A 21,208-nucleotide genomic window follows, 5' to 3' on the forward strand; every position below is an offset into this window, starting at 1 on the left:
GTGTTGATTATCTGGAAACAGAAAGAAAAAACAGGTCACATACCGGATAGACGGTTCGGTGACCTGTTTTTTTATTCGACTTATTTTAATCCTTAGACTTGCAAAGCTTGTTTTACAGTTTCTTTAAGAGGGGTCAAGGAGCCGATAAGTGTTTGTAGATCATCTGACGTTTTGGACGTTTCACCTTTAGAAACCGCGTCATAGATAACTGCTGTAAGTTCGGCAATAGGCTCAGGAAGACCAGCGTTTACGAGAATATTTTTCTCTTCTTCAAATGAGACAGACTGGTGCACGACTTTTTTGCCGGAAACCTCTGAGAGAATTTGCGCAAGATCATCAAAGCTCCAAGGTTGATTGGAAACAAGGTTATATGTCTTATTTTCATGTCCTTTCTCTGTAAGAACTGTCGCGGCAGCCAACGCAAGATCATTGCGGGTTACTGAATTTATGATTCCGCTTCCTGCATTCGTAACTACTGCTCCAGACTCTACGGATGCGCGCAGACCCTCATTCACAAACAATTCCGTATATAAAGCATTGCGTAGGAATGTATATGGAATGTTAGTGGTACGAATGGCATATTCCGTAGCTAAGTGAACGTGTGCAAGGGGTAGTTTTGCTTCCTCAGCAAAGGCATACCCAGTATAAGCAATATGTTTTACTCCTGCATCTTTGGCTGCTTTTACGACATTTGCATGTTGAACGATACGGAGCGTATTATCAGTGTCAGGACTTGAGATAAAGAGCAGCTTGGAAGCGCCAGCAAAAGCCTTTTCAAGAGATTTCGGATCATCATAATCACCATGACGAACCTCCACTCCTTGATCGGCAAGAGCGGAGGCTTTTTCCACATTACGGGCGATGGCAATGATTTGACTTGCGGGCACTTTTTTGAGTAAATGTTGAATAACTAAACCTCCGAGTTGACCAGTAGCACCAGTAACGACGATTGACATTGAAAATATCCTTCCTTTCTTTTCATAAATTTTTGAGAGCAAGTGTAACTATCTTGATTACAACGTGCCCAATAATTAAATGCCGTTATAACCAAGTTGGTTACAACGCGCACAAGAATAGACATCGTTATAACCAAATCGGTTACAACTGACACGAAAAAATGAGCTCTTTGAAGAGCCGGTTTTCAAGAGATGAACTGCAATGGAGAAGTGACTGCTAAATTTTTTAAGCGCTTCAACCTCTCGTTGTAACCATTATAATTACATCGAAAATGAAAGTCAAATCTTATGTACCGTCAGGCAACGTGGAAGACCAAGGTCGTCAAAGCGGAAAAACTACGGTTGTTTTTTACACTTCAATCCAATCTATTCCGTCTCGTCAACCATTGGATGAGGAGGAACCAATATCATCATCGTCTTTGACATGGTTGTCCGGATTTTTCATTTTCGGCTTTTTGATCCCCTTCTTCACGATAATCGTTCCACGCATGAAAAAGTTTATTCGGTAAAACCATTATATTCCAAAAGAAACGTTCTATATGCTTAGTATGAAATAATGGATGAATAAGGAAAAAGTCCTGGTTGTAATCTGGAAAATAGGAATATATCATGATTTCTCCTTATTTTACTTATGTTACCATTTAAGTATTGGATAAATGGGGGAGGGAATGAAGGTGTCATCCTTATTGGAATCCATCGAAAAAGAAGCAAAGCGCCGGGCTTATGCAGCTATGATCCGCTGCCTTCAATCCTATCAGGGGCAGGTAGAGGAAGCAGTGGATGAATTTCATCATGGCTCGCATTCTTTTTACCGCGCGAATGACGAGTATGTTCCGCATTGGCAGGGCGAATCGAGGGGAGCGTATGAGTTGATATACGGGGACTTGCGGCAAATTGAAGCACGTATTGATACGACCGCAGACGAGCTTCTTCATGAAATCAGCAGGGAAATCGCCCAAATTCGTCGAAAGATAGAGGAACTGCAATGACGACGATTCGAGTTAAACCGGAAGAGCTGGAAACGGTAGCGAAGCATGTCCCCGATGCGGAAGACGCGTGCCAGCGTGCGCGAGCCTCGCTTTCGTGGGAACTTCCCTCTCTAGCCATGGAGATTCCCGGAATTGGCTCTGCCGCCATCCACGAACTTACAGACGAACTGATTCATTGGCTCCAGCGATATGAAGAAAAGCTGAATGAAGCGGAGGAACTGCTGTATCGGACGGCAGCGGCAATCAGACAGGCAGACCAAACGCTTGCCGATAACATGAAAGAATTTGGCTTAGAGCTTCTTGGCTGGTATGACTTGCAGCGAGTGTTTGGAGAATATGACCCGATCACTGGAGAACGGATTTCGGCAGGAGACCGCCTGCTTGCGGGAGGAATGTTATTGTTGACCGTCATTCCTCCAGCCAAAGGAGCAGGCATTGCCGGAAAAGCGGCGGTGAAAGGAGCGAAAGAGGCAGCAACAGCAGCAGATGTTTCCAAATTGGTCTCGCAAATGAAACATGTTCTCCGCTATGATAAAATGATGTCTGTCTTTCAAGCGGTGTACCGCCAAGTCGTGAAGGCACCGATTACCAAAACGCTGCAATATTTTAAGAAGCAATGGAACGATCTTCTTGCCAGCGTTCCATCTGTCCAATGGCAGCCGGCCTTGGCGGGAATTGGTCCAGAGCCCCGTATATGGATGAGCGGAGCCGAGAAAGAAGTAAAAGAAACTACGATGAACATGATTGGCAAAACTAGGGGTGAGGTGGTTGGTAAGGGTACGGGTAATGCTAGACCGTCTTGGAGACAATCAGAAATTGACATAGGAAAAGAATATCCAGAATATAGTGCTCAAAAATCTTTCAAAAACGGAAAAGAAGTACCTTATGGGACAAAAGGAAGCTCAAGACCAGATTTTTATAGAGAAGGATTTAGTATAGAGGTAAAAAATTATAAAATTACTACCCCAAGTGGTAGAAGCAGATTAGTAAACAATATTTCTACCCAAGTTGAAAAACGATTAAGTGATTTGCCGAGAGGTACTAAACAAACTGTTATTATCGATATACGGGGACAAAACGTATCGGAAGAAATACTAGATGATTTGTATGATAGAATAATGAAAAAAACAAATGGTAAAGTAAATATTAGATTTAAAACTAATGAGTGAGGTGACAGAATTGGCTGTAGGTTTGAAAGTAAAATATTACTGGTATCCAATTGGTCATGGTGATTTTTTACATTCGTTTTTTTCAACAGTAAGCTATCATTTAGAGCCAAATGGTTGGGGAACAAAGTATCCTCTTTTATTAAACAAACTATATAATGGTAAACTTGAGTATAAATATATTAAAGATGTTATTAAAGAAATAGATGAAATTCAAGAAAGTTTGAAAAATTACAGTCCATCACAAGTCGTTTGGGATATCGAAGACCTTTCAAAAACACCTCCATGGGGAGATAATATAAGTGATGAAATTACAGACTTATCTAACTATTTTGTTACAAGTGATGGGGAAGATTTAATAACTATTTTAAAAAAAGCATTAAATAAAGCTTTAAAAATAAAGTCAGACATTGAAATAGAAAGTATTTAAGAAAGTTTAAACTATGATTTTTGATAACCTTGAATGGCTATAAGCCTTTCAAGGTTTTTTATTTTAAGGCTGATTATCTAAACGATACACTCGTTCAAGAAGCAATGAGAAGACCTTCTCGCCAGCGTTCCGTCTGTCCAATGGCAGCCAGCCTTGGCAGGAGTCGGCCCGGCGCCCCGCATGTGGATGAGCAAAGCTAAGGAAGAAGTAAAAGAAACTACGATGAACATGGTTGGCAAAACTGGGGATGAGGTGGTTGGTAAGGGTACGGGTAATGTTAAGCCTAAAGACTTTAGTCCTCTTACCCCCGGTGGAGGATTAGCAGCACATGAGGCAAGGGGTGGGCATTTGATTGCCAGACATGTTGGAAAGACGGATGCCGAGTTATTGCAGCGGTTAAAAGATAATCCTAAAATAACAGGAGCATCAACTTTTAAAGATAGAGCTACTGCTGAGAAAGTTGCTAGCGAAGTTTTAAACGATCCAAACAACAAAAAAATTATTCAAGCTTGGTTGAGTAATCCAAAAAGCAGCTCAACTTTGGTTCTGCCTTATCAGGGTACAGAAATTATTGGACGTGGGGTACAAAGAGGTTCTACGACAGTTGAACATATGAAGAATGCTAAGATAGTATTAAAGAAGGATGGAGCAGGGAATTTCATTTTAACTGGTTATCGAACTAAATAATGGAATGGGGGGAACGATGCTTGTTAGTCAAAAATAATCCAGAAGATCCAGTTTTTCAGTTCTTGGCTGGGACTTTTCATCAAGACGCAGATTCGCCTGAAGAGGCATTACAAGAATTGTTAACAGAAGAAAGTAAAGAATATCTTGAATCTGCTATCGTATTTTTAACAGAATTCATTAATAGTGAGTATTCAGATGATGAAAAGAATGAATACATTCAACACTGTGCAGACGGAGTATATTTTCCTGCTCTTGGGCTAACTCCAATTCAATGGCTAAAAAGTGTAGTAGAACAATTAAAAGAAGCTGTAAAAGTAAAATAGGACTTAAATTCTTGAGTGCCTTGACTGAGTGAAAACTCTTTCAAGGTTTCTTTTTTACTAGCAATGGGAATTATATTGGAAAGTGGTGAAAAAATGAGACAACCAACAAGAGAAGAAATAATTGATAAATTAAAAATGATTTTACTAGGAAAGCTAACACGAGAAGAAGTAGCAGATTGGGCTTCAGAATATGTAATGCAGGATGAGCCCAATATATCAGATGAAACTGTTTGGGAACTTTTACAAATTGTTTCCGGAGTTGATTTAAAAGATAGTCCAGATGAATATCTACATGTAGAACAAGACATTATAGATTGGATAAACAAGTATAGCAATTAAAAAAGTGTTAAATAACCTTGATTGTCTATATGCCTTTCAAGGTTTTTCTATTTTAAATCTAACAGCTATATCAAATAATAAAGTGAGATTACGTTTTCAGATTCGTCTGGCAAATGAAACCTGTTCTCCGCTATGATAAAATAATGTCTGTTTTTCTTGGTAAGAAAGATCAAATCCCCCTTGCCTTATACCCGAACTTCTTTCATCATGAACGATTTCGTTTGCGCTCTTTAGTAAAATTCATGCACGTCGTGCTTCCCGTTTTGTCTTCGTCATGACCGTTCTGGCCGAGTGACAGGGTAAAGCCATGGACGGAAAGGAGATTTTAGCCCTCTTGAGGGGTAAGTGAACGTAGAGATGAACTTCTCTTTCTTAAAGGATCTATTTTTACGGACAAAATTTACGTGAAGAAACCGAAACGGGTGCTGGCGTTGGGGGATCTGTTTTTGTCGGCGCTTGTCGTGTACCGAGTATTCCGCACCGGATGCGGCAAGTCATTACCAACGAATGTCCATTGAAGGGAGCGGGAAAGCGTAAGTTGACGAAACCGACGGGGCAAGCCATTTTTCAGCTATTTGCCTATGTGCAAGTTGTCGTTCTCGAGTGTCCAAATGGGCAAAGGCAACGAAAATTAGGCCGGTCGCTGACGTATGAGCAGCAGAGAGTATTGCGAGAGTTGGGATTCCGAAACTTTAAAAAGAAGGATACGGAGAGTATTTGCATTGTTTTGAAAAAGAAAACCGCTAAACGGCCGCCGTTTAGCGGTTTTGCATTTTTTCAATCGTTGTGTTGTCAATACTGTTTCGGTGAACCAATGCGTTTTGAGGGTATGTATTCGTTTAGCTTGCTTTTTTCGCCGTTTTATTTTTGTGTTTGGTTGTAAGGCTCCAATAAATAGGAATTCCCGACAATGTGATTAACACAGAAAGAAAAGCATCGAGCGGATGATGGATGACGGTACTTCCAATAATGTAAATTGCTCCTACAGTCGCAACAATAGGCGTTACAGGATATAAAGGCACTTTATATAACGAATGATCGTGCTTCTGATTTTTCCGCAACAAAAATACAGCGTAAAATGCTAAGCCGTAAAATGAGAAAACGCTAAAAATAGCGATATCGGTCAAACGATCAGGGTTGGTCATTAACATCATTGCCACAGCGATCGCTATTTGTAAAACGGTTGCTTGAACAGGAGTGTGAAATGTTGGGTGAACGCGTGATAAGAAACGAGCGCCAGGGAAGAGTCCGTCTTCTGCCATCGCAAACGGCATACGTGGAAATGTTAAAATTTTTCCATTTAAACAACCGAAAATAGAAATTAAAATGCCGATCGCAATCATTTTTCCGCCTACATCACCAAATAGTAACATCGCGGCTTCTTTTGCGGCGTTCGGGCCAAGTTCAACAATTTTACTAGCAGGAAGTACGTGAAGGATCGCGATATTGACGGCTAAGTAGCAGAGCGTGACAACGACAATTCCAGTAATAATGGCTTTTGGTAACGTTTTTGCTGGATTTTTCATTTCGCCTGCCACAAATCCGACGTTCATCCAGCCGTCGTACGCCCAAAGCGTCGCTAATACAGCTGTACCTATGCTGATCGCTTGGCTGCTTTCGCTTTCCATTCCAAACACAGGCACATCTCCTTGAACCATTCCAAACACGATAATAAGGAAAATAGGAAGCAGTTTTGCTAATGTTAACAAGCTTTGGACAGCTCCGCCATATTGTGTTCCTAGTATGTTAATGAGTGCAAGAAAAAGAACAGCTAAAATTCCGATCCATGTTTCCGTCTGTTTTGAAAAACCGAACACCCCCGCAAATAATGAACCAAAGTATAATCCGAGTGCTCCGATTACCGCTGGGCCATAGATGATTGTTTGCACCCATCCGCATAAAAAGCTCCAAAACTTTCCGTACACCTCTTCGATATAAGCATACAGCCCTCCGATTTTCGGAATTTTTGCGCTCACTTCTGCAATCGTTAAACCGCTCGCTAATGTAATGATGCCACCGATGACCCATGCCCATAGGGCCATTGTCGAATCACCGGCAGCGGCGATGACAACACCTGGTTTCATGAAAATACCGGAACCGATGACCGTACCGATGACTAAAGATGTTGCAGCGATAAAGCCGATGCTTTTTTTTAATTCAGCTTGCCCCATTTTGTTCACCTCAAAAAGACAAATGTTTTTGTTGTAAGTACTTGATCATTATAACATGAGATTAGTTAAATTATTATTTTTCGAAAATTAAAATATTATAAAAATATTATAGAGAATCAACGTAATTTATTGACATAAATGAGTTTTTTTGTACACGATGAAACTTGTCATAATTTTCATGGTATAAATAATGGGATAATAAAAATTTGCGCGGAATATTACGGATCGAATCGAAGCAGTGACTAGATTCGATTCTCGTTGGCATCACAGACGAAGGCCGCGGCATTCCGAAAGAGCGAATGGCCAAGCTTGGTGAACAATTCTACAGTACAAAAGAAAAAGAGAGAGGATTAGGGTTAATGATGAGTTTTAAAATTGTGGAAGTGCATGGCGGTGAAATGAAGAATCATAGTGAAGAAGGAAAAGGAACGACCGTGTGTTTGCTTTTTTCCATTTCCTCAAAGCAGGAGGGCTGAGTACTTTCATCGGCCCTCTTTCTCTTTTTTACTTGTTCTTCACGTTTGGCAGCTTCACGCAACATTTTTCTAAAAAGCCCCCTCTCCATAATGCAATGTAGGCGAGAGGGGGGATTCGGGAACGCTTCCTTATTGACTCTAGGGGTTTTATTCTATTTCTTTAATGGCCCCAGCGACATCATAGTCAAGAGGATCTAGTTCTGTTGGTTTTCCGAGCACGAGCTTTGCCAGTTCAGAACCTAAGTAAGGGCCCGCTGTGAGCCCTGATGCGCCTAATCCGTTGGCCACATAGATGCCTTCGAACCCTGGAATCGCTCCAAAGACCGGAAGAAACCCAGGTGTGTATGGACGAAACCCAACTCTTGTTTCAAGATGAGTGCAATTGGCTAGCCCTGGTGCTGCGGTTAACGCTTTGTCTAATACTTCATGCAATCCACCAGCCGTTACTCTGTAGTCGAAGCCAACTTCATCTTCATGAGTCGCACCGACAACAATCCGGCCATCTTTAAAGGCAAGGAGATATTGGTTGTTTGGCGGCATGACAACGGGCCAGTTGTCTGTATTCCGTTCCGGTCTTTCAAGGTGAACGATTTGTGCTCTTTGCGGCGTTACTAAAAATTCAATGCCTAACGGCAGAAGCAGCTCTTTTGACCACGCACCAGCCGTTGCAATGACGGCATTTCCTACATATTGTCTTCCTTCAACCTCGACACCGATTACTTGAGCACCTTGATGGATAAGTTTGGCGTTTCCTTTGATATAAGTAGCCCCAAGCTTTTGCGCTACCCGAATTAAGGAATCGCGAAGTGCTCTTCCATTAACGCGAGCGGCGCCACTGACGTGAATGGAGTGATATTCCTCTGCCAATGGTGGAAATAATGCCTTTGTTTCCTCAGGAGACAGTCGGGTAATTTCGCCCATTTCTGGTGCGTCTTCACGACGTTGTAATGCTCTTTCCTCGATCTTTTGAAGCTTCTCTTCATCTGTATGGAGACAGATGGCTCCTACACGCGCATATCCCGTTTCCGTTTCACCATAGGATTTCAGTTCTTCTATTAAAGTAGGATAAAATTTCGCTCCGCCTTTCGCTAAACGATACCAAAGCTTATTTCGACGCTGGGACACCCATGGACAAACAATCCCAGCCGCGGCATCCGTTGCTTGGCCTTTGTCACCTCTGTCGATTAACGTCACAGCAGCTCCTTCTTTTGCCAAGTGATAAGCGGTAGACGCTCCTAATATTCCAGCTCCAACGACTATGTATGATTTCATAAAAAACACCTTTTCTATTTTTTCTTTTTTCCATCATTAGAATAGCACATGATGAAGCATTTGCGAAAAGAAACAAGGGGATCATTTATTTCAATTCAATATTTGTAGTGAATATCACCTTTATTTCGGTACAGCGACCAACTTTCTTTGCCAGAAGTACCCTATGTGATAGGATGATGACCAATTTTGAAAAAATCATGGTTAAAATGTCTTTTTTGAAAAACTTATTTTTCCATTGATTCGTTGCGCCGATTAGTGGGCACACGGAATTGCTTCGGCTACTTCCTGCGTTAAAGGGGTTCTTCATCTTTCTACGTTTTCACCTGCAGGGAAGTGGTTGGGAGAACGAGGAAATTTCTCAATAATGTTAGTCTAAAAATTGGACACGGAGAACAGAGAGATTATAATAAAATTAATTACACTAGGTTCGAGATGTCCCCATCTAAAAAAGGGAACATTTGTTATGATAACGATTGTATGGAGTTGTTTCAGAAAGAGTGCATTTAACGTGAATCGATTCCATACGCGGAAAGAAATGAAACAAGCTGTTTTCGAGTATATCGAATGCTTCTACAATCATAAAAGAAGCAATTCAGCCCTTGGCTATGTATTGCCATGTGAATTTGAGGCTGTATACTACGCTAAACAAAGAAAAGCAGCTGCCTAAGTTCAGCTATTTCTTTCTGTTTAACGTGTCCATTTTTTAGAGTTTATTTAAAAAAGTCAGCGCAGAATGGATGAATGAGATCGCAATATAAAACAGCGATTTTATTTGAATAGGGGAGATGTAAAAATCTATCAAAAATTTTTGCTTGTTTGTATGATTGTAGTACAGCCAGAAACATGATAATGCTTTTCATAACACGATAACAATATAAAAAGCCGCTTCATTAACGGCTTACATGTCAAAGAAATCGCTTGGCCTTACGTCTGGATTAGCTTTTTTATTAATATGATTGATACAGGGACATTAATGCTTACTGAATCATCAGATGAAGAAAAGAGATAATCCGAATGATAAAGTCTCTTTTTTGTTTTAATCTTACTTCCTATACTGTGACGTTATATTAATCTCACATGTCATACAAAAAAGAAGCGGTTTTGGGGAATAAGAAATTCTTGTATAGTAAAACAAACTTGTACACATTAGGGGGATTGGTTATGAAGAGAATTGCAATAGATATGGATGGAGTAATTGCCGATTATCTTTCAAAACAATTAGCACTTTTCAATCGAGATCACAACGAAAATATTACAGTTGAAGACTTGAAAGGAAAAAAACTCATAGAGCTGCGCCCCCATTTGAAAGATGAAATTATGAATTATTTAAAAGAACCTTCTTTCTTTCGTGATTTAGAAGTAATGAAGGATAGTCAAGAAGTAATAAAGGAATTAAGTGAACACTACGAAATTTTTATTACTACGGCTGCAATGGAGTTTCCGACATCATTTACAGCAAAATATGAATGGTTAAGAGAACATTTTAGTTTCTTGAATGATATGAATTTTGTATTTTGTGGAGACAAGAGCATTATTAATGCCGATTATCTTATTGATGATAACGTACGGCATTTCAAACGATTTTCAGGTCAAGGAATTTTATTTACATCACCTCATAATGTGTATGAAACAGGTTATGTTAGGGTTAACAATTGGCAGGAGGTAAGAGATTATTTTCTCAAATAAACGAAATTTTGATGTTCGACAAACGGATAGTGAGTGTTTGTTAAATAAACAATTATAACGCCTGCGTCATTGACGCGGGCTTTTCGCTTGACTTGAAATGAAAAAGAACTGGCATTTTGCCAGTTCAGTTCTTTCCTGCTTGCCCTGTAGCAATGGAAGAGCTGAAGAAAGAAAAAAAGGATGCCAGTGAGCATCCAAATAAAGCAAATGAAAATACCTCCATAGCATCGTGAAGCATTTATTAAAAAGCGAGTTCATTCTATGTTAGGATTGAAATCCTTTCGCACAGCAAAGTCCGTTATTTCTAGAATAGAAGCCATGCATATGGTTAAAAAAGGGAAACTTGTTTTAAAGGCCAACTCTGTCTAAAATCATCCATCAATGATTTAGAATTATTACGTAAACCTCGATTCCGTAATCTGTATGAATCTTCCAAAATCGTGCCATATTTGTACCAGAGCCCAGTGGAAACCTTATAATCGAATATGGATGTGATACTCTTGAAGCCAACTATTAATTTGTAATAAATAATCTAGTAAACCTCGAGCTTTCGTTCCGGAAATGACTTCATCTTTTCCTTCAGCGATTGCGCGCACACGATCCGCATCAATTAATGGCAAGATAGGTGAGTTTGAATCATTTAGTACCTCTAACATCCAGTTGCTGATGCCTTGTAAGTAAGCAGCATCTTTTGTACTTGGATACGCACTCTTTCTGCGATTACGTACATCGTCTGGAAGTACATGTTGAAAGGCGCGGCGTAAAATTCCTTTTTCAATATTGTCAATGCTCTTCAGTTCAAATGGAACATTCCATAAATATTCTACAAGACGATAATCACAAAACGGAACACGCACTTCAAAACCAGTCATCATGCTTGCGCGATCTTTACGATCAAGCATAAATGGCAAGAAGCGTGTAATAAACATATAGGACATTTGACGTTGTTTCGCTTGCAGGCTGCTTTCTCCATCCAGAAAAGGAACTTCACTGACAGCTTCTTGGAATCGTTGCTTCTGATACTGCTCCGGTTGAATTTTTGCTTTAAGATCCTCTGATAAAATATCTAACATAAAACTCATATTCACAAGCCATGGAAAAACATCCGCATTTAAAAACTGTTCTTGATGAAACCATGGATAACCGGAAAATACCTCATCAGCAGATTCTCCTGAAAGGGCTACTGTTGCATCTTTTTTCATCTCTTTAAATAAAAGATAAAGAGAAGTTTCAAGTTCTCCTATGCCCGGCAGGTCACGTGCTCGCATCGGAACAAGTAAATTCTCTACTAATTTATCTGCGCCAAATACAATTGTATGATGATGAGTGCCAATATGCTCAGCTACACGCTTCACCCAAGGCTCATCTAGGTCACGGCGAAGAAAATCTTGTTCAAAATCTCGCTCATTATTCACAAAGTCGATAGAGTAAGTATGCAGAGTTTTTCCGTTTTTTGCAAATTCTTTCGCTGCCAGAGCTGTTAAACCGCTGGAATCAAGCCCCCCAGAGAGCATAGATACTACAGACACATCTGCGATTAATTGCCGTTTCACCGTATCTTCCAGGATGGAGCGAATCGTTTCGACAGTTGTATTTACATCGTCAAGATGCTCTTTACTTTCAAGCGTCCAGTAGCGTTTAACGTTTACTTTATTAGGGGTAAATGTTATGTAATGACCCGCACGCACTTCCTTTATATCCTTAAAAACACCATGCCCCGGTGTACGGATAGGTCCAAGACTAAATACTTCAGCAAGACCCTCACTGTCAATTTCAGTTTCTACCAGTGGATGGGAAAGAAGAACTTTTAATTCAGAACCAAAGAGAATAGCGCTGCCACGTTGAGCAAAAAATAATGGTTTGACACCTAAATGATCTCGGCCAAGCATAAGCTGGCTGCGTCTTTCATCCCAGATGCCAAAGGCAAAAATGCCGTTAAAGTGCTCAATGCAATCTTCTTGCCATTCTAGATAAGCATGAAGCAATACTTCTGTGTCTGATTTTGTCCGGAACACATGACCCTTTTCTTCAAGTTCCTTACGTAATTCTTGATAGTTATAGATTTCTCCATTATAAGTCAAAGTAATGGTGTAGTCTCCGTCTTTATAAACCATAGGTTGGAGACCACCCTCTGGGTCAATTACGATAAGACGTCGATGACCGAATGCAGCTCGCTTTGAAGTCCAAAATCCTTCCGCATCCGGTCCTCGATGTGTAATAGCGTCTGTCATCTTTTTTAAAATTGGCTGTTGATCAGACAAATCTCTTGACCAATCTACCCATCCTGCGATTCCGCACATATCATCTACCTTCTTTCTATCAAGAGTACGTATTTCAAGTTACACCTCTTTTTAACGTTGACGTCAACGTTAAATCGATTATACAATTATTTAACGTTAACGTCAACGTTATATTTATATAGAAACAAAAGTAGGAATTTACATGTGGAATCGGGCATAGCCCCAGTAAAAGAGCATATCCGGCCTCCACTTCGTGAATACAAAGGACGAAGGAATGCATGGATGATCATTCTAAGAGAGTTAAAAGGTTATCAACATGTATAAAAATCATAATTTTCTTTGAGGAGGTTTAAAGAAAAATTATAGTTTGAAGGAGGAATATAAAAAACGGAAAAACCACTAATGTCAAAAGAACCAGAAGTACCTGATCTAACTTTAGAACAAATAGGACATTACTTTTTTTCAGAAAGAACCCGGGCCTTGTGACGTTATCTTTGTATTTGCTGGAACTCGTTTAGGTCAGTGGAAGAAAAAAATAGAGGCATTTAATATGGGATTAGGAAAAAGGATTATAGCTATTGGTGGAGTAAGTCTAACAGGAGGAAGCATCCTGATAGGGAGGATAAAAATACCCCAGAAGCAGATGTAATTGTTTCTAAGCTTATCAAACATGGAATAAAGGAGGAAGAAATCATCTATGAAAACTGTTCAAGGAACTCATTAATGCAAAGGAAATATTTGATTTTAGTACTATTAAAAGCATTTTGTTCGTTAGTAAAAACTACGCATCAGGTCGCCAATATAGAACACTAGCACAGAATATTTCAAAAAAGATGAAATATATTCCATTTGTCCTTGATAGTATTCCAGTATCAAGAAATAATTGGATGAAAACAGAGACAGGGGGGAAGGAGAGTATTTGGTGAATTTTTAAAAATTGCGTATTTAGGAGAAATAGGGCATATTCTCCCTTCTAGAAAAAGCGGTGGCTGGTCTTGAAGACTATGTTACTGAATTTATAGCTAAAATTAAACATAGAACCTTATAATTACAAGGAGATTTAACCGTCAAGTGAAGCCTTACAACTTTTGATAATAAATTGTGACTGATTAACAGTTTTTGATAAATAAAATTTAACAACTTGTTTATCCTATTAAAAATTAAAAGAGGATAAGGTTTCTATGTAATATTAGGATATGAAAAATTTTCATATTTTTTAACTCCATCACTGTTATTATTATGATGGAAAAAGAATAATAGTGATGATATTTATAGCAATGGATCAATACGAGGCAAATCTATTCTTCCATCTCATTAACGATCATAAATGATATTCCATTTGGTCTTAGTGCTTCTATCTTTACCAAAAATATAGGAAATGCTCTATCATTCATAAACGAAATTGAAGCGGGATTAGTTCGTATTAATGAAGAGAGTGCAGGAGTAGAACTGCAGGCCCCTTTTGGGGAGGAATGAAGCAATCTAGCTCACACTCAAGAGAACAAGGACGAGCTGCTATTGAATTCTTTACATCAATTAAAACTGTTCTGGTTAAAAGTTAATGCAAATTAATAAAGGCCTCTTTTCTAAAATGCAATGAAATATCGCACTTTAGAATAAGAGTGCCTTTTTATTATTCGTATGACAGGAATTTTTTGATATATAAATTACTCAACTTTCGCATCGGAAAAAATGGGGGCATTCTTTTGCCTATCATAAACGTCTTGCTTATGTCGGTTTTTCAATGTTTTAGTAATCCGATATATTCGTATAATTTTTCACCAAATCACCAAATCCCTCCTGCTGCAGGGAGGCTATGACTTTTTTTGTCATCTCTATTTTATGATTTACAAGGTACTGAGTTTTAGATTTTATGAGTTGGTCAAAGATTTTACTTCTATTTATACCAGCTTTTTTCAAATTGTTTTGAGCTTTCAACAGATCTTCTAAGGTTAGAAGCGGATAGTCTTTTCCGTGGAAAGTAAAGTTAGGATTTAACTGATACCATAAGTCTTTGTTATCTTTAATCCATTTATCTCCTACATCCTCAATGCCTTTTTTAATATTTAAGGCTACTGCTAAGTACTCCTTTTTCCCCGTCTCCAGATAGCTTTCTAGTAAGAAGTTCATCTCCCCTAATGAATGATTTAAAGAAGCATGGGTCTTTTTCTTTTGTGTCTTTCCATAAAAATCACAAATAATATAACCATTATCTGTCTTAATATAGTTCTCTTTTTTCACTTGTTTCAACAAGTAATCTGCATAAAAAAGTGACATATTCCTGTATTCGGGTACATCTAAAAGCTTGCTTATTCTTTTTAAATGGATAGCTATGTACTCATTAAAACGTGTATCGTAATAAGGAGCAATAATGCCATAATTGTCTTTCAGCCATGTACTTGTAATTTCAGTCGGTATCGGTTTATTTAATTGAGAGTCATAGGTTAATAAATTAGCAACTGAGTTCACGATAAAATCGTAAAAATACCTTTCTTTCGTATTTTCATAATGATCCACATAGCGACGGTCATGCACAAGAGCAAAGTACCGTCCATATCCAAGCTTAGTTGATGGTTCAATAGACCACGGAAGCTTACCAAATGGTCCTTCCGCCGTGTACCATTTGTTAATTTTTTTATATTCTTTTAACGTATGCTTTTCCCATTCTTTAAAATTTTCCTTCTTGTTAAAGAGTGGCTGATTGGAGTACAAAATCCAACTCTCGGATAAACTTTGCCCTTCAGCAAAATGCGGCATATTAATAAGAATATGATGCCCCTTCTTAGTGATTTCAGTTCCATCTGTTTCTTTTATCAATTCACGTAACTTGCTTTGCTGTGTTTGATTGTATTTTTTTATTAATTCCATCGAATTATAATTCTTACTGAGCATCATGTTGGCATAGGCTCTTTTTCCTTTTAGCTCAATTAAGCCGTGCGGAGTAGAAGTAGGGTCCACTCCTAAAGTTGGATCATGTTCATGTTTTATTTTTTCGGAATGAAAGCGAGTTACTTTATAACTAGTAAAGTCTTGTCCAAAAGACAAGGAAAGGTCAATAATTATAGGTTGTTTAGTTTGATTTTGAAACTTGGTAAACACAAAGACATCATTGTTGTCTAATTTTCTTACTGTAACGGTGAACTTACCGTACTCACGAGAAAATTGAGGGGATGAGAGTTTATAAGTTGTAAAATAATCCTTGGATTTAATCAATGTTTTCGTTCCGCTTTTTATTTTCTCTAACTTAACATTATTTGCTTGAAGTTCAACATTCTCGTTCATCAGGTTTCCTTTGACCTGTATATGTAACGTTTTAAAAAACAAGAAATAGACCTGTATGCCAATAAATATAAATAAAAAAGCTGCCAACATACCTATAATATGTTTGAATTTAAATTTTTTTATCATGTTTCCCACCTCTGATATCTTGCTGTTATATAAATTTTTAATTTAAACATTCGACATCTAGATAGTCATGAATCGGTTACAAATTTTTTTGATGCAAAAATATCTAAACATTAAGTTACATTTATCTAACTATAAAGAAAGCTAGATTATGTGAATCCTATCTTACAGGTGATTTAGCAAAGCCTATGCCAAAAGCAGAGGATTTTAAGAACGAGCCATTATTTTTATTTATTCGAACTATGTATTGCGGGATAATCCACTTCACTACCGCAACAATCATCGATATCTAGGTATGTTGATTTACCGGTAAATACTAGTTGTCACAGGTCTATTTGCGGTCTTTCTGCCGAAGTCGACCAAGCTGTCGCTTGCCGGCTGGGCATGCACTTTCCGAACGGCGAACACTTTTGATTTGTCCGGTGACGTTCCTATCGGGGATATGGCAGAAAAACTTGGCTCGTCCTCTGTCTTCACTGGCTAATCGGCGGATGCCAAGACTACAATGCCCTTATAATAGTAAAATAATAGATAATCCTGAAACAACTTTCCCCAAATCCAATTTTACATCATTTTGCAGAAAAGTGGTAATCCTACATTGTTTTTACCAAATAGCGTCACATTCGCATGCTGTCCATACGTAGGGATCTACTTTTGCCCATGTGGCTCGCAATGCTTGATAGGAACGAATATGCTCTCCGCAGACAACGGAAGCATATCATCGGTTATGAGTTTTTTAATCATCTCTATCTCTTGCGCTAATGCCTGTTGCTTCTGTTCATCTTCTTTCGCCAGCGTATAAGTCGGACGAGTGTGGGAGAATCCAAGGTGATGAAGCATGCTATTCACTCCGGCCATTGTCATGGAAATCCCATATTGGCCTGAATGATACAGGCATCCCAAGAAGCGGCTTTACTTGGGAGGGGATGTATAGAATCATGTGTTTTCACTCGCTTTGTTGTTCTTTCGTGAGATGCGGAGACTTGCCGGGTAGTGTTTTGTTATCGAACAGCTTCTCAAGTCCTCCTTCATTGAATTAAGAAGACATAGGTAGACGCGGATTGGCGATGGAGGTTCAACATCGCAGCCACCGCTTTACTGAGATAACCTTCCATGATTCATCGAACGGCTGTCATACGTTGACGCAAAGAGATATCTTTGATTTTTCGTTTTTCTTTTCCTTCCGAGCGGTGAATCAATGGTCATCAGTGATTTTCAATCATTTCATCAGTATGTTTCGCTCTTTTTCGTCCGATTTCTTAAGGGCAGTATCAACCAAACCAACCCATGTTATATGGAGATTGAATGTCTAAGTTACATTTATATCATTCCTCTAAGAGGTTGACCAAAAAAGACATCCCTGTGGGCGAGTGTTCCACAGTTACTGGCTTTTGAAACGGATTTCCGTAAGATAAACAGGCAGCAGCACAACTTTTCGATTTTGATACATCCCTACTCAAAATAGGTTGATTCATCGAGAATCTGGTACCATAGCTTCACATTCTCCATAGGTTCGTACGGTGATATAGGCCTGATGCCCAATCATCTCGGTAGCCAGGGCTTGAACAGTTTAAAGACTCATTCCCAACAGAGCCTCCTATCTTTAATATATCTTTAAAAAATAAAATAGACTCATACCAGAGTGAACTGGTGATGAGCCTATAAATGAACAGAGCCTTTCCTAAAAAATCCTCCTCTATAGTTAGACAGTGTATCTTTTTCCTGTCTGCTATAAGGGGAGAATATCAAACTTCACAAATGTGGTTTATTTAGATTATCCATCTATCGAGGAAGCACACAAAGTAACGAAAGATGAAACACTTGTAATCTACCGTGACCTGTTTAGAGTATCCAGAATTTGGCGATATACTGAACTACAAAGATAAACGAACATCGCGAAGAGCTGCATCAAAAAACCCCGGATACCATTTGATATCCGAGGTTTTATACCGCAAATAACAAGATAAATGGCTGCGTTTTCTAGAAATACACTGAAAGGTCCCAGCTTCAGAGATTTTGCACAAGATCCTTTTTTTTCGCCTCGTTATATTCACCGTTTTTTCCTTTTCTGTTTTTATTCATAAAAGAAAATGCGGTCAGCAGTACTAATATGACAAGGCAAACAGTAGAACCGATCATATTATTTTTATTAAAGATAAAAGAAATGAAGATCATCAATAAAGATACGACAGCTAATATCGTTGTGTATGGGAATCCTTTTACCCGGAAGTATGGTTTCACCTTATATTGGGAACGAAGCTTTAGTTGCGCTAAACAAATACTCATCCATAATAAAAGAATCGTAAAACCAGGTATCGTCATTAAATAGCTAATGACTTGATCTGGAGTCATATAAGCTAAAAATACCCCAAACAATATACATGTTGCTGTGATAATAATACAGTTGATAGGGATTCCTTGTTTGGAAATCTTTAAAAACCTTTTTGGAGCTTCACCGCTTTGAGCCATGGAATATAATGTTCTAGAGGTGGCATAGATCCCTGAGTTAGCCGCTGATAAAACGGCAGTAATAAGAACAAAATTCATAATATGTGCGGCTCCAGGAAGCCCTGTGATACTGAATACTTGGACAAATGGACTTTCTTCCCCTGTCACTTTATTCCACGGCATTAAACCACAAATAATGAGAATAGGAAGAATATAAAAGAGAATGACTCTCCACATGGTTCCTTTTATTACTTTTGGCAATACCTTCTCTGCATCTTTTGTTTCTGTAACAGCGACACCAATTAACTCAGCCCCGCCATATGAAAACATGACGACTAAAAAGGCACTTAACATTCCTCCAATTCCATGAGGAAAGAACCCGCCATGTGCAGTGTAGTTAGAAAAAGGATCATCAATATTGCTTGGAATAATGCCAAATAAAATACCGCAACCTAATAAAATGAAGGCTGTTAATGCGAAAATTTTGATTCCTGCAAACCAAAACTCAATTTCACCATAGTACTTCACTTGAAACAAATTAATTCCAACGATCAAAACGGTACAAAAGAGGCTTAAAAGCCATAACGGTACAGATGGAAACCAATATTTTAGGAAGCTTCCTGCTGCTAAAATTTCAACAACAGTGACAATAATCCAATTGATCCAATAAAGCCATCCTACGATAAAGGAGATATGAAAGCCAAAAGCTTTATATACAAGATGCTGAACGTTTAAGTTGGGATATACAATGGCCATCTCAGCTAATGCCGTCATCACAATAAATAATAATAGGCCCCCTAATAAGTAAGCAAAAACGACACTTGGACCCGCTATATTTAACGTATCTGAACTTCCTTTAAAAATACCCGTTCCAATCATGCCTGCTAGAGCAATAAATTGGACGTGTCTAGGTAATAAACCTTTCTTTAAATCTTGATGATTTTTTTCCATGTTGCTCCTGCCCTTCTATTGCGATATTAAATGATGGTTTACTTACAAATAATAATAGTGTTATAGAACTAAAAAACATTTTAGGAATAATAGGTAAGATGATAACCAAAGACTGTTTAAGACGGAAGCTGCTCTCTCATTTTAATAAATTCCCTTTCTAAACTTTTTCACTTAAACGCTTTTATGCTTTTATGCTTTCACGCTTTTGTGTAGTTAAGTGTAAAATGTGTTTTTAGAATATAATAGTGTCCTTCTGTTTGTCAAGAGTGTGTCGCAAAACTCATGGTTATACAAAAATTGTCCATAAAAAAGTCCGTTTCTTTACAACCTATTCATGCATTACAAGCTCTGTTTCATTATATTGACGAGATGAACACCGAAAACGACTCTGACAAGACGGGGAATTAGTGTGGGAATCAAACAAGAAGAGTAAGAAGCTATTGTCTCTTATTTAAAAACTAAATTAAAGAAAGACAAGTTTTATAAAGTAATCTCATTTAATAAACGAGTGAAGAATATGGAAGAGCTAAAGAACTTGGTGAATAGTCAACTGTAACTTTCATTTCAAAAGAACCTCATTTAGCATCGTTCACTAGAATATGATGCATTTGCAGGGAAGTAGTTGTCGCTCTTATTTAATGAATGATGGACATGCATTCAAAAAGCCGACGTTTAATCATTTTATGAAAAATAATCTGTAACATTCTTATGTTAAAAATGAACACTCTTTGTAAAAAAGCAAAGAGTGTTTTTGCTTTATTTCCTTTGTGTTCTAATGAGTTATAACTTCGCTAAATATTTAAAAAATTAATAAAGATATGAACTAAAACGAACAAAGGTAACATATATTGAACATATAACGATGTTAAAAATGAACAAAAATAAAATGAAAGGCTGAAACAGATGTTGCTTTTTGAACGCCGTCAATGGATTGAAAAACAAGTTATTACGAAAGGAAAAGTAGATATTGAGGAGCTTTCAAAGCAATTAAATGTTTCCAGTATGACCATTCGGCGTGATTTAGCTGAGCTTGAGAAAGCTGGAAAAGCAATTCGTATCCACGGCGGAGCTGTGTCGCCAAAGTCTCTTATGGGGGAAACTCCTTATGCGTCAAAAAAAGAAAAAAATATCCGAGAGAAACAGATGATTGCCAAAAAAGCGCTGACCATCATTCCTGAAAATGCAAGCATTCTTTTAGACTCAGGTACAACAACAATGGAGGTTGCTAGGCTAATCAAAGACAGAGCAGATTTAACCGTTATCACAAATGATATTAAAATAGCTGCTGAATTAATTGATAGCCAATTGAAAGTCATCGTGACAGGAGGTGAATTGCAAAACAGAGTGGGGGCCTTATACGGCTGGCCGACACAAGAAATTTTAAAAAACATTCACGTGGACATTTTTTTCCTAGGAGCACATGCCGTTGATATTGATTCAGGAGTTACAGCTCCGACCTTCGAAAAATCGTTAATTAAGAAACTCATGATCAAAGCGGCAGAAACAACATGGCTGCTGGCAGACTCAAGCAAATTTGATAAAAAAGCTTTTTCGTCTGTTTGTCCAATTAAAAGTTTAGCAGGAATTATCACTGACGAAAAATTAGATATTCTTGATAGAAAGAAATACGAAGAACAGACAGTGCTGCTTTTAGGAGAGGGGTAATCAT

Annotated in this window: 16 protein-coding genes and 4 pseudogenes; 13 read left to right on the top strand and 7 right to left on the bottom strand. The window is 38.3% G+C overall.

The annotated features are described in order from the left end of the window. Positions 1 to 92: 92 nt before the first annotated feature. Positions 93 to 956 carry an SDR family oxidoreductase gene (locus tag ISX45_RS04440; protein WP_194520063.1) on the bottom strand — a complete coding sequence of 288 codons (864 nt, stop codon included), beginning with the start codon at positions 954 to 956 and terminating at the stop codon, positions 93 to 95. A 674-nt stretch (positions 957 to 1,630) separates the two neighbouring features. Between ISX45_RS04440 and ISX45_RS04445 the strand changes: the two genes are divergently transcribed. The 7 genes and pseudogenes from ISX45_RS04445 to ISX45_RS20015 all read left to right on the top strand — a co-directional run. After that, positions 1,631 to 1,945, top strand: coding sequence for a DUF5082 domain-containing protein (locus tag ISX45_RS04445; protein WP_194520064.1), 315 nt, complete (start codon positions 1,631 to 1,633; stop codon positions 1,943 to 1,945). Next, positions 1,942 to 3,114, top strand: a complete 1,173-nt coding sequence (locus ISX45_RS04450) for a pre-toxin TG domain-containing protein (protein WP_194520065.1) — start codon at positions 1,942 to 1,944, stop codon at positions 3,112 to 3,114. Before ISX45_RS04445 ends, ISX45_RS04450 begins: the two co-directional genes overlap by 4 nt. A gap of 10 nt (positions 3,115 to 3,124) precedes the next feature. After that, the gene (locus tag ISX45_RS04455) at positions 3,125 to 3,541 is read left to right on the top strand and encodes an immunity 70 family protein (RefSeq protein WP_181556890.1); all 417 of its coding nucleotides are present in this window, start codon (positions 3,125 to 3,127) and stop codon (positions 3,539 to 3,541) included. A 258-nt stretch (positions 3,542 to 3,799) separates the two neighbouring features. Next, a pseudogene (locus ISX45_RS04460) lies at positions 3,800 to 4,228 on the top strand (RNase A-like domain-containing protein); the annotation flags it as partial. Next, positions 4,228 to 4,551, top strand: coding sequence for a contact-dependent growth inhibition system immunity protein (locus ISX45_RS04465; RefSeq protein WP_374058317.1), 324 nt, complete (start codon positions 4,228 to 4,230; stop codon positions 4,549 to 4,551). The pseudogene ISX45_RS04460 and the gene ISX45_RS04465, both read left to right, overlap by 1 nt. Positions 4,552 to 4,644: 93 nt before the next feature. After that, positions 4,645 to 4,890 (top strand): DNA-binding protein, encoded by a 246-nt coding sequence (locus ISX45_RS04470; protein ID WP_181556757.1) that lies wholly within the window; start codon positions 4,645 to 4,647, stop codon positions 4,888 to 4,890. Positions 4,891 to 5,137: 247 nt separating this feature from the next. Beyond that, positions 5,138 to 5,572 (top strand): annotated as a pseudogene (locus ISX45_RS20015) (IS1634 family transposase); the annotation flags it as partial. Between the two features lie 157 nt (positions 5,573 to 5,729). Here ISX45_RS20015 and ISX45_RS04475 read toward each other — a convergent pair. Beyond that, positions 5,730 to 7,061 (bottom strand): APC family permease, encoded by a 1,332-nt coding sequence (locus ISX45_RS04475; RefSeq protein ID WP_194520067.1) that lies wholly within the window; start codon positions 7,059 to 7,061, stop codon positions 5,730 to 5,732. Between the two features lie 263 nt (positions 7,062 to 7,324). Between ISX45_RS04475 and ISX45_RS04480 the strand changes: the two genes are divergently transcribed. Continuing rightward, complete coding sequence (locus tag ISX45_RS04480) at positions 7,325 to 7,537, top strand: ATP-binding protein (protein WP_228485693.1); 213 nt, start codon at positions 7,325 to 7,327, stop codon at positions 7,535 to 7,537. A gap of 147 nt (positions 7,538 to 7,684) precedes the next feature. Here the strand turns inward: ISX45_RS04480 and ISX45_RS04485 are convergent, their stop codons facing one another. Continuing rightward, complete coding sequence (locus tag ISX45_RS04485) at positions 7,685 to 8,809, bottom strand: NAD(P)/FAD-dependent oxidoreductase (RefSeq protein ID WP_194520068.1); 1,125 nt, start codon at positions 8,807 to 8,809, stop codon at positions 7,685 to 7,687. A 463-nt stretch (positions 8,810 to 9,272) separates the two neighbouring features. Here ISX45_RS04485 and ISX45_RS20195 point away from each other — a divergent pair, with 463 nt between their 5' ends. The 3 genes and pseudogenes from ISX45_RS20195 to ISX45_RS20200 all read left to right on the top strand — a co-directional run. Then, the gene (locus tag ISX45_RS20195) at positions 9,273 to 9,476 is read left to right on the top strand and encodes an IS3 family transposase (RefSeq protein WP_374058318.1); all 204 of its coding nucleotides are present in this window, start codon (positions 9,273 to 9,275) and stop codon (positions 9,474 to 9,476) included. Positions 9,477 to 9,964: 488 nt separating this feature from the next. Beyond that, positions 9,965 to 10,495: a 5' nucleotidase, NT5C type gene (locus tag ISX45_RS04495; protein ID WP_220129540.1), complete on the top strand. Its 531-nt coding sequence runs from the start codon at positions 9,965 to 9,967 to the stop codon at positions 10,493 to 10,495. Between the two features lie 234 nt (positions 10,496 to 10,729). After that, a pseudogene (locus tag ISX45_RS20200) lies at positions 10,730 to 10,864 on the top strand (IS6 family transposase); the annotation flags it as partial. A 104-nt stretch (positions 10,865 to 10,968) separates the two neighbouring features. Here ISX45_RS20200 and asnB read toward each other — a convergent pair. Further along, on the bottom strand, positions 10,969 to 12,795 hold the full coding sequence (gene asnB, locus ISX45_RS04500; RefSeq protein WP_181556763.1) for an asparagine synthase (glutamine-hydrolyzing): 1,827 nt from the start codon (positions 12,793 to 12,795) through the stop codon (positions 10,969 to 10,971). A 1,251-nt stretch (positions 12,796 to 14,046) separates the two neighbouring features. On the opposite strand from asnB, the pseudogene ISX45_RS04505 reads away from it, so the two are divergent. Next, positions 14,047 to 14,297, top strand: a pseudogene (locus ISX45_RS04505) (aldehyde dehydrogenase family protein); the annotation flags it as partial. Positions 14,298 to 14,484: 187 nt separating this feature from the next. Here the strand turns inward: ISX45_RS04505 and ISX45_RS04510 are convergent. The 3 genes from ISX45_RS04510 to ISX45_RS04520 form a co-directional block, all read right to left on the bottom strand. Further along, positions 14,485 to 16,143, bottom strand: a complete 1,659-nt coding sequence (locus ISX45_RS04510) for a hypothetical protein (RefSeq protein ID WP_194520069.1) — start codon at positions 16,141 to 16,143, stop codon at positions 14,485 to 14,487. A gap of 645 nt (positions 16,144 to 16,788) precedes the next feature. Beyond that, positions 16,789 to 16,980, bottom strand: coding sequence for a helix-turn-helix domain-containing protein (locus tag ISX45_RS19420; protein ID WP_267240197.1), 192 nt, complete (start codon positions 16,978 to 16,980; stop codon positions 16,789 to 16,791). 1,167 nt (positions 16,981 to 18,147) lie between these two features. Continuing rightward, positions 18,148 to 19,539, bottom strand: a complete 1,392-nt coding sequence (locus ISX45_RS04520; protein ID WP_194520070.1) for an amino acid permease — start codon at positions 19,537 to 19,539, stop codon at positions 18,148 to 18,150. 903 nt (positions 19,540 to 20,442) lie between these two features. On the opposite strand from ISX45_RS04520, the gene ISX45_RS04525 reads away from it, so the two are divergent. Further along, on the top strand, positions 20,443 to 21,204 hold the full coding sequence (locus ISX45_RS04525) for a DeoR/GlpR family DNA-binding transcription regulator (protein WP_181556767.1): 762 nt from the start codon (positions 20,443 to 20,445) through the stop codon (positions 21,202 to 21,204). Positions 21,205 to 21,208 lie beyond the last annotated feature (4 nt).

Source organism: Thermaerobacillus caldiproteolyticus (genome assembly GCF_015326725.1).
In the GTDB taxonomy this organism is placed as follows: Bacteria; Bacillota; Bacilli; order Bacillales; family Anoxybacillaceae; genus Thermaerobacillus; species Thermaerobacillus caldiproteolyticus.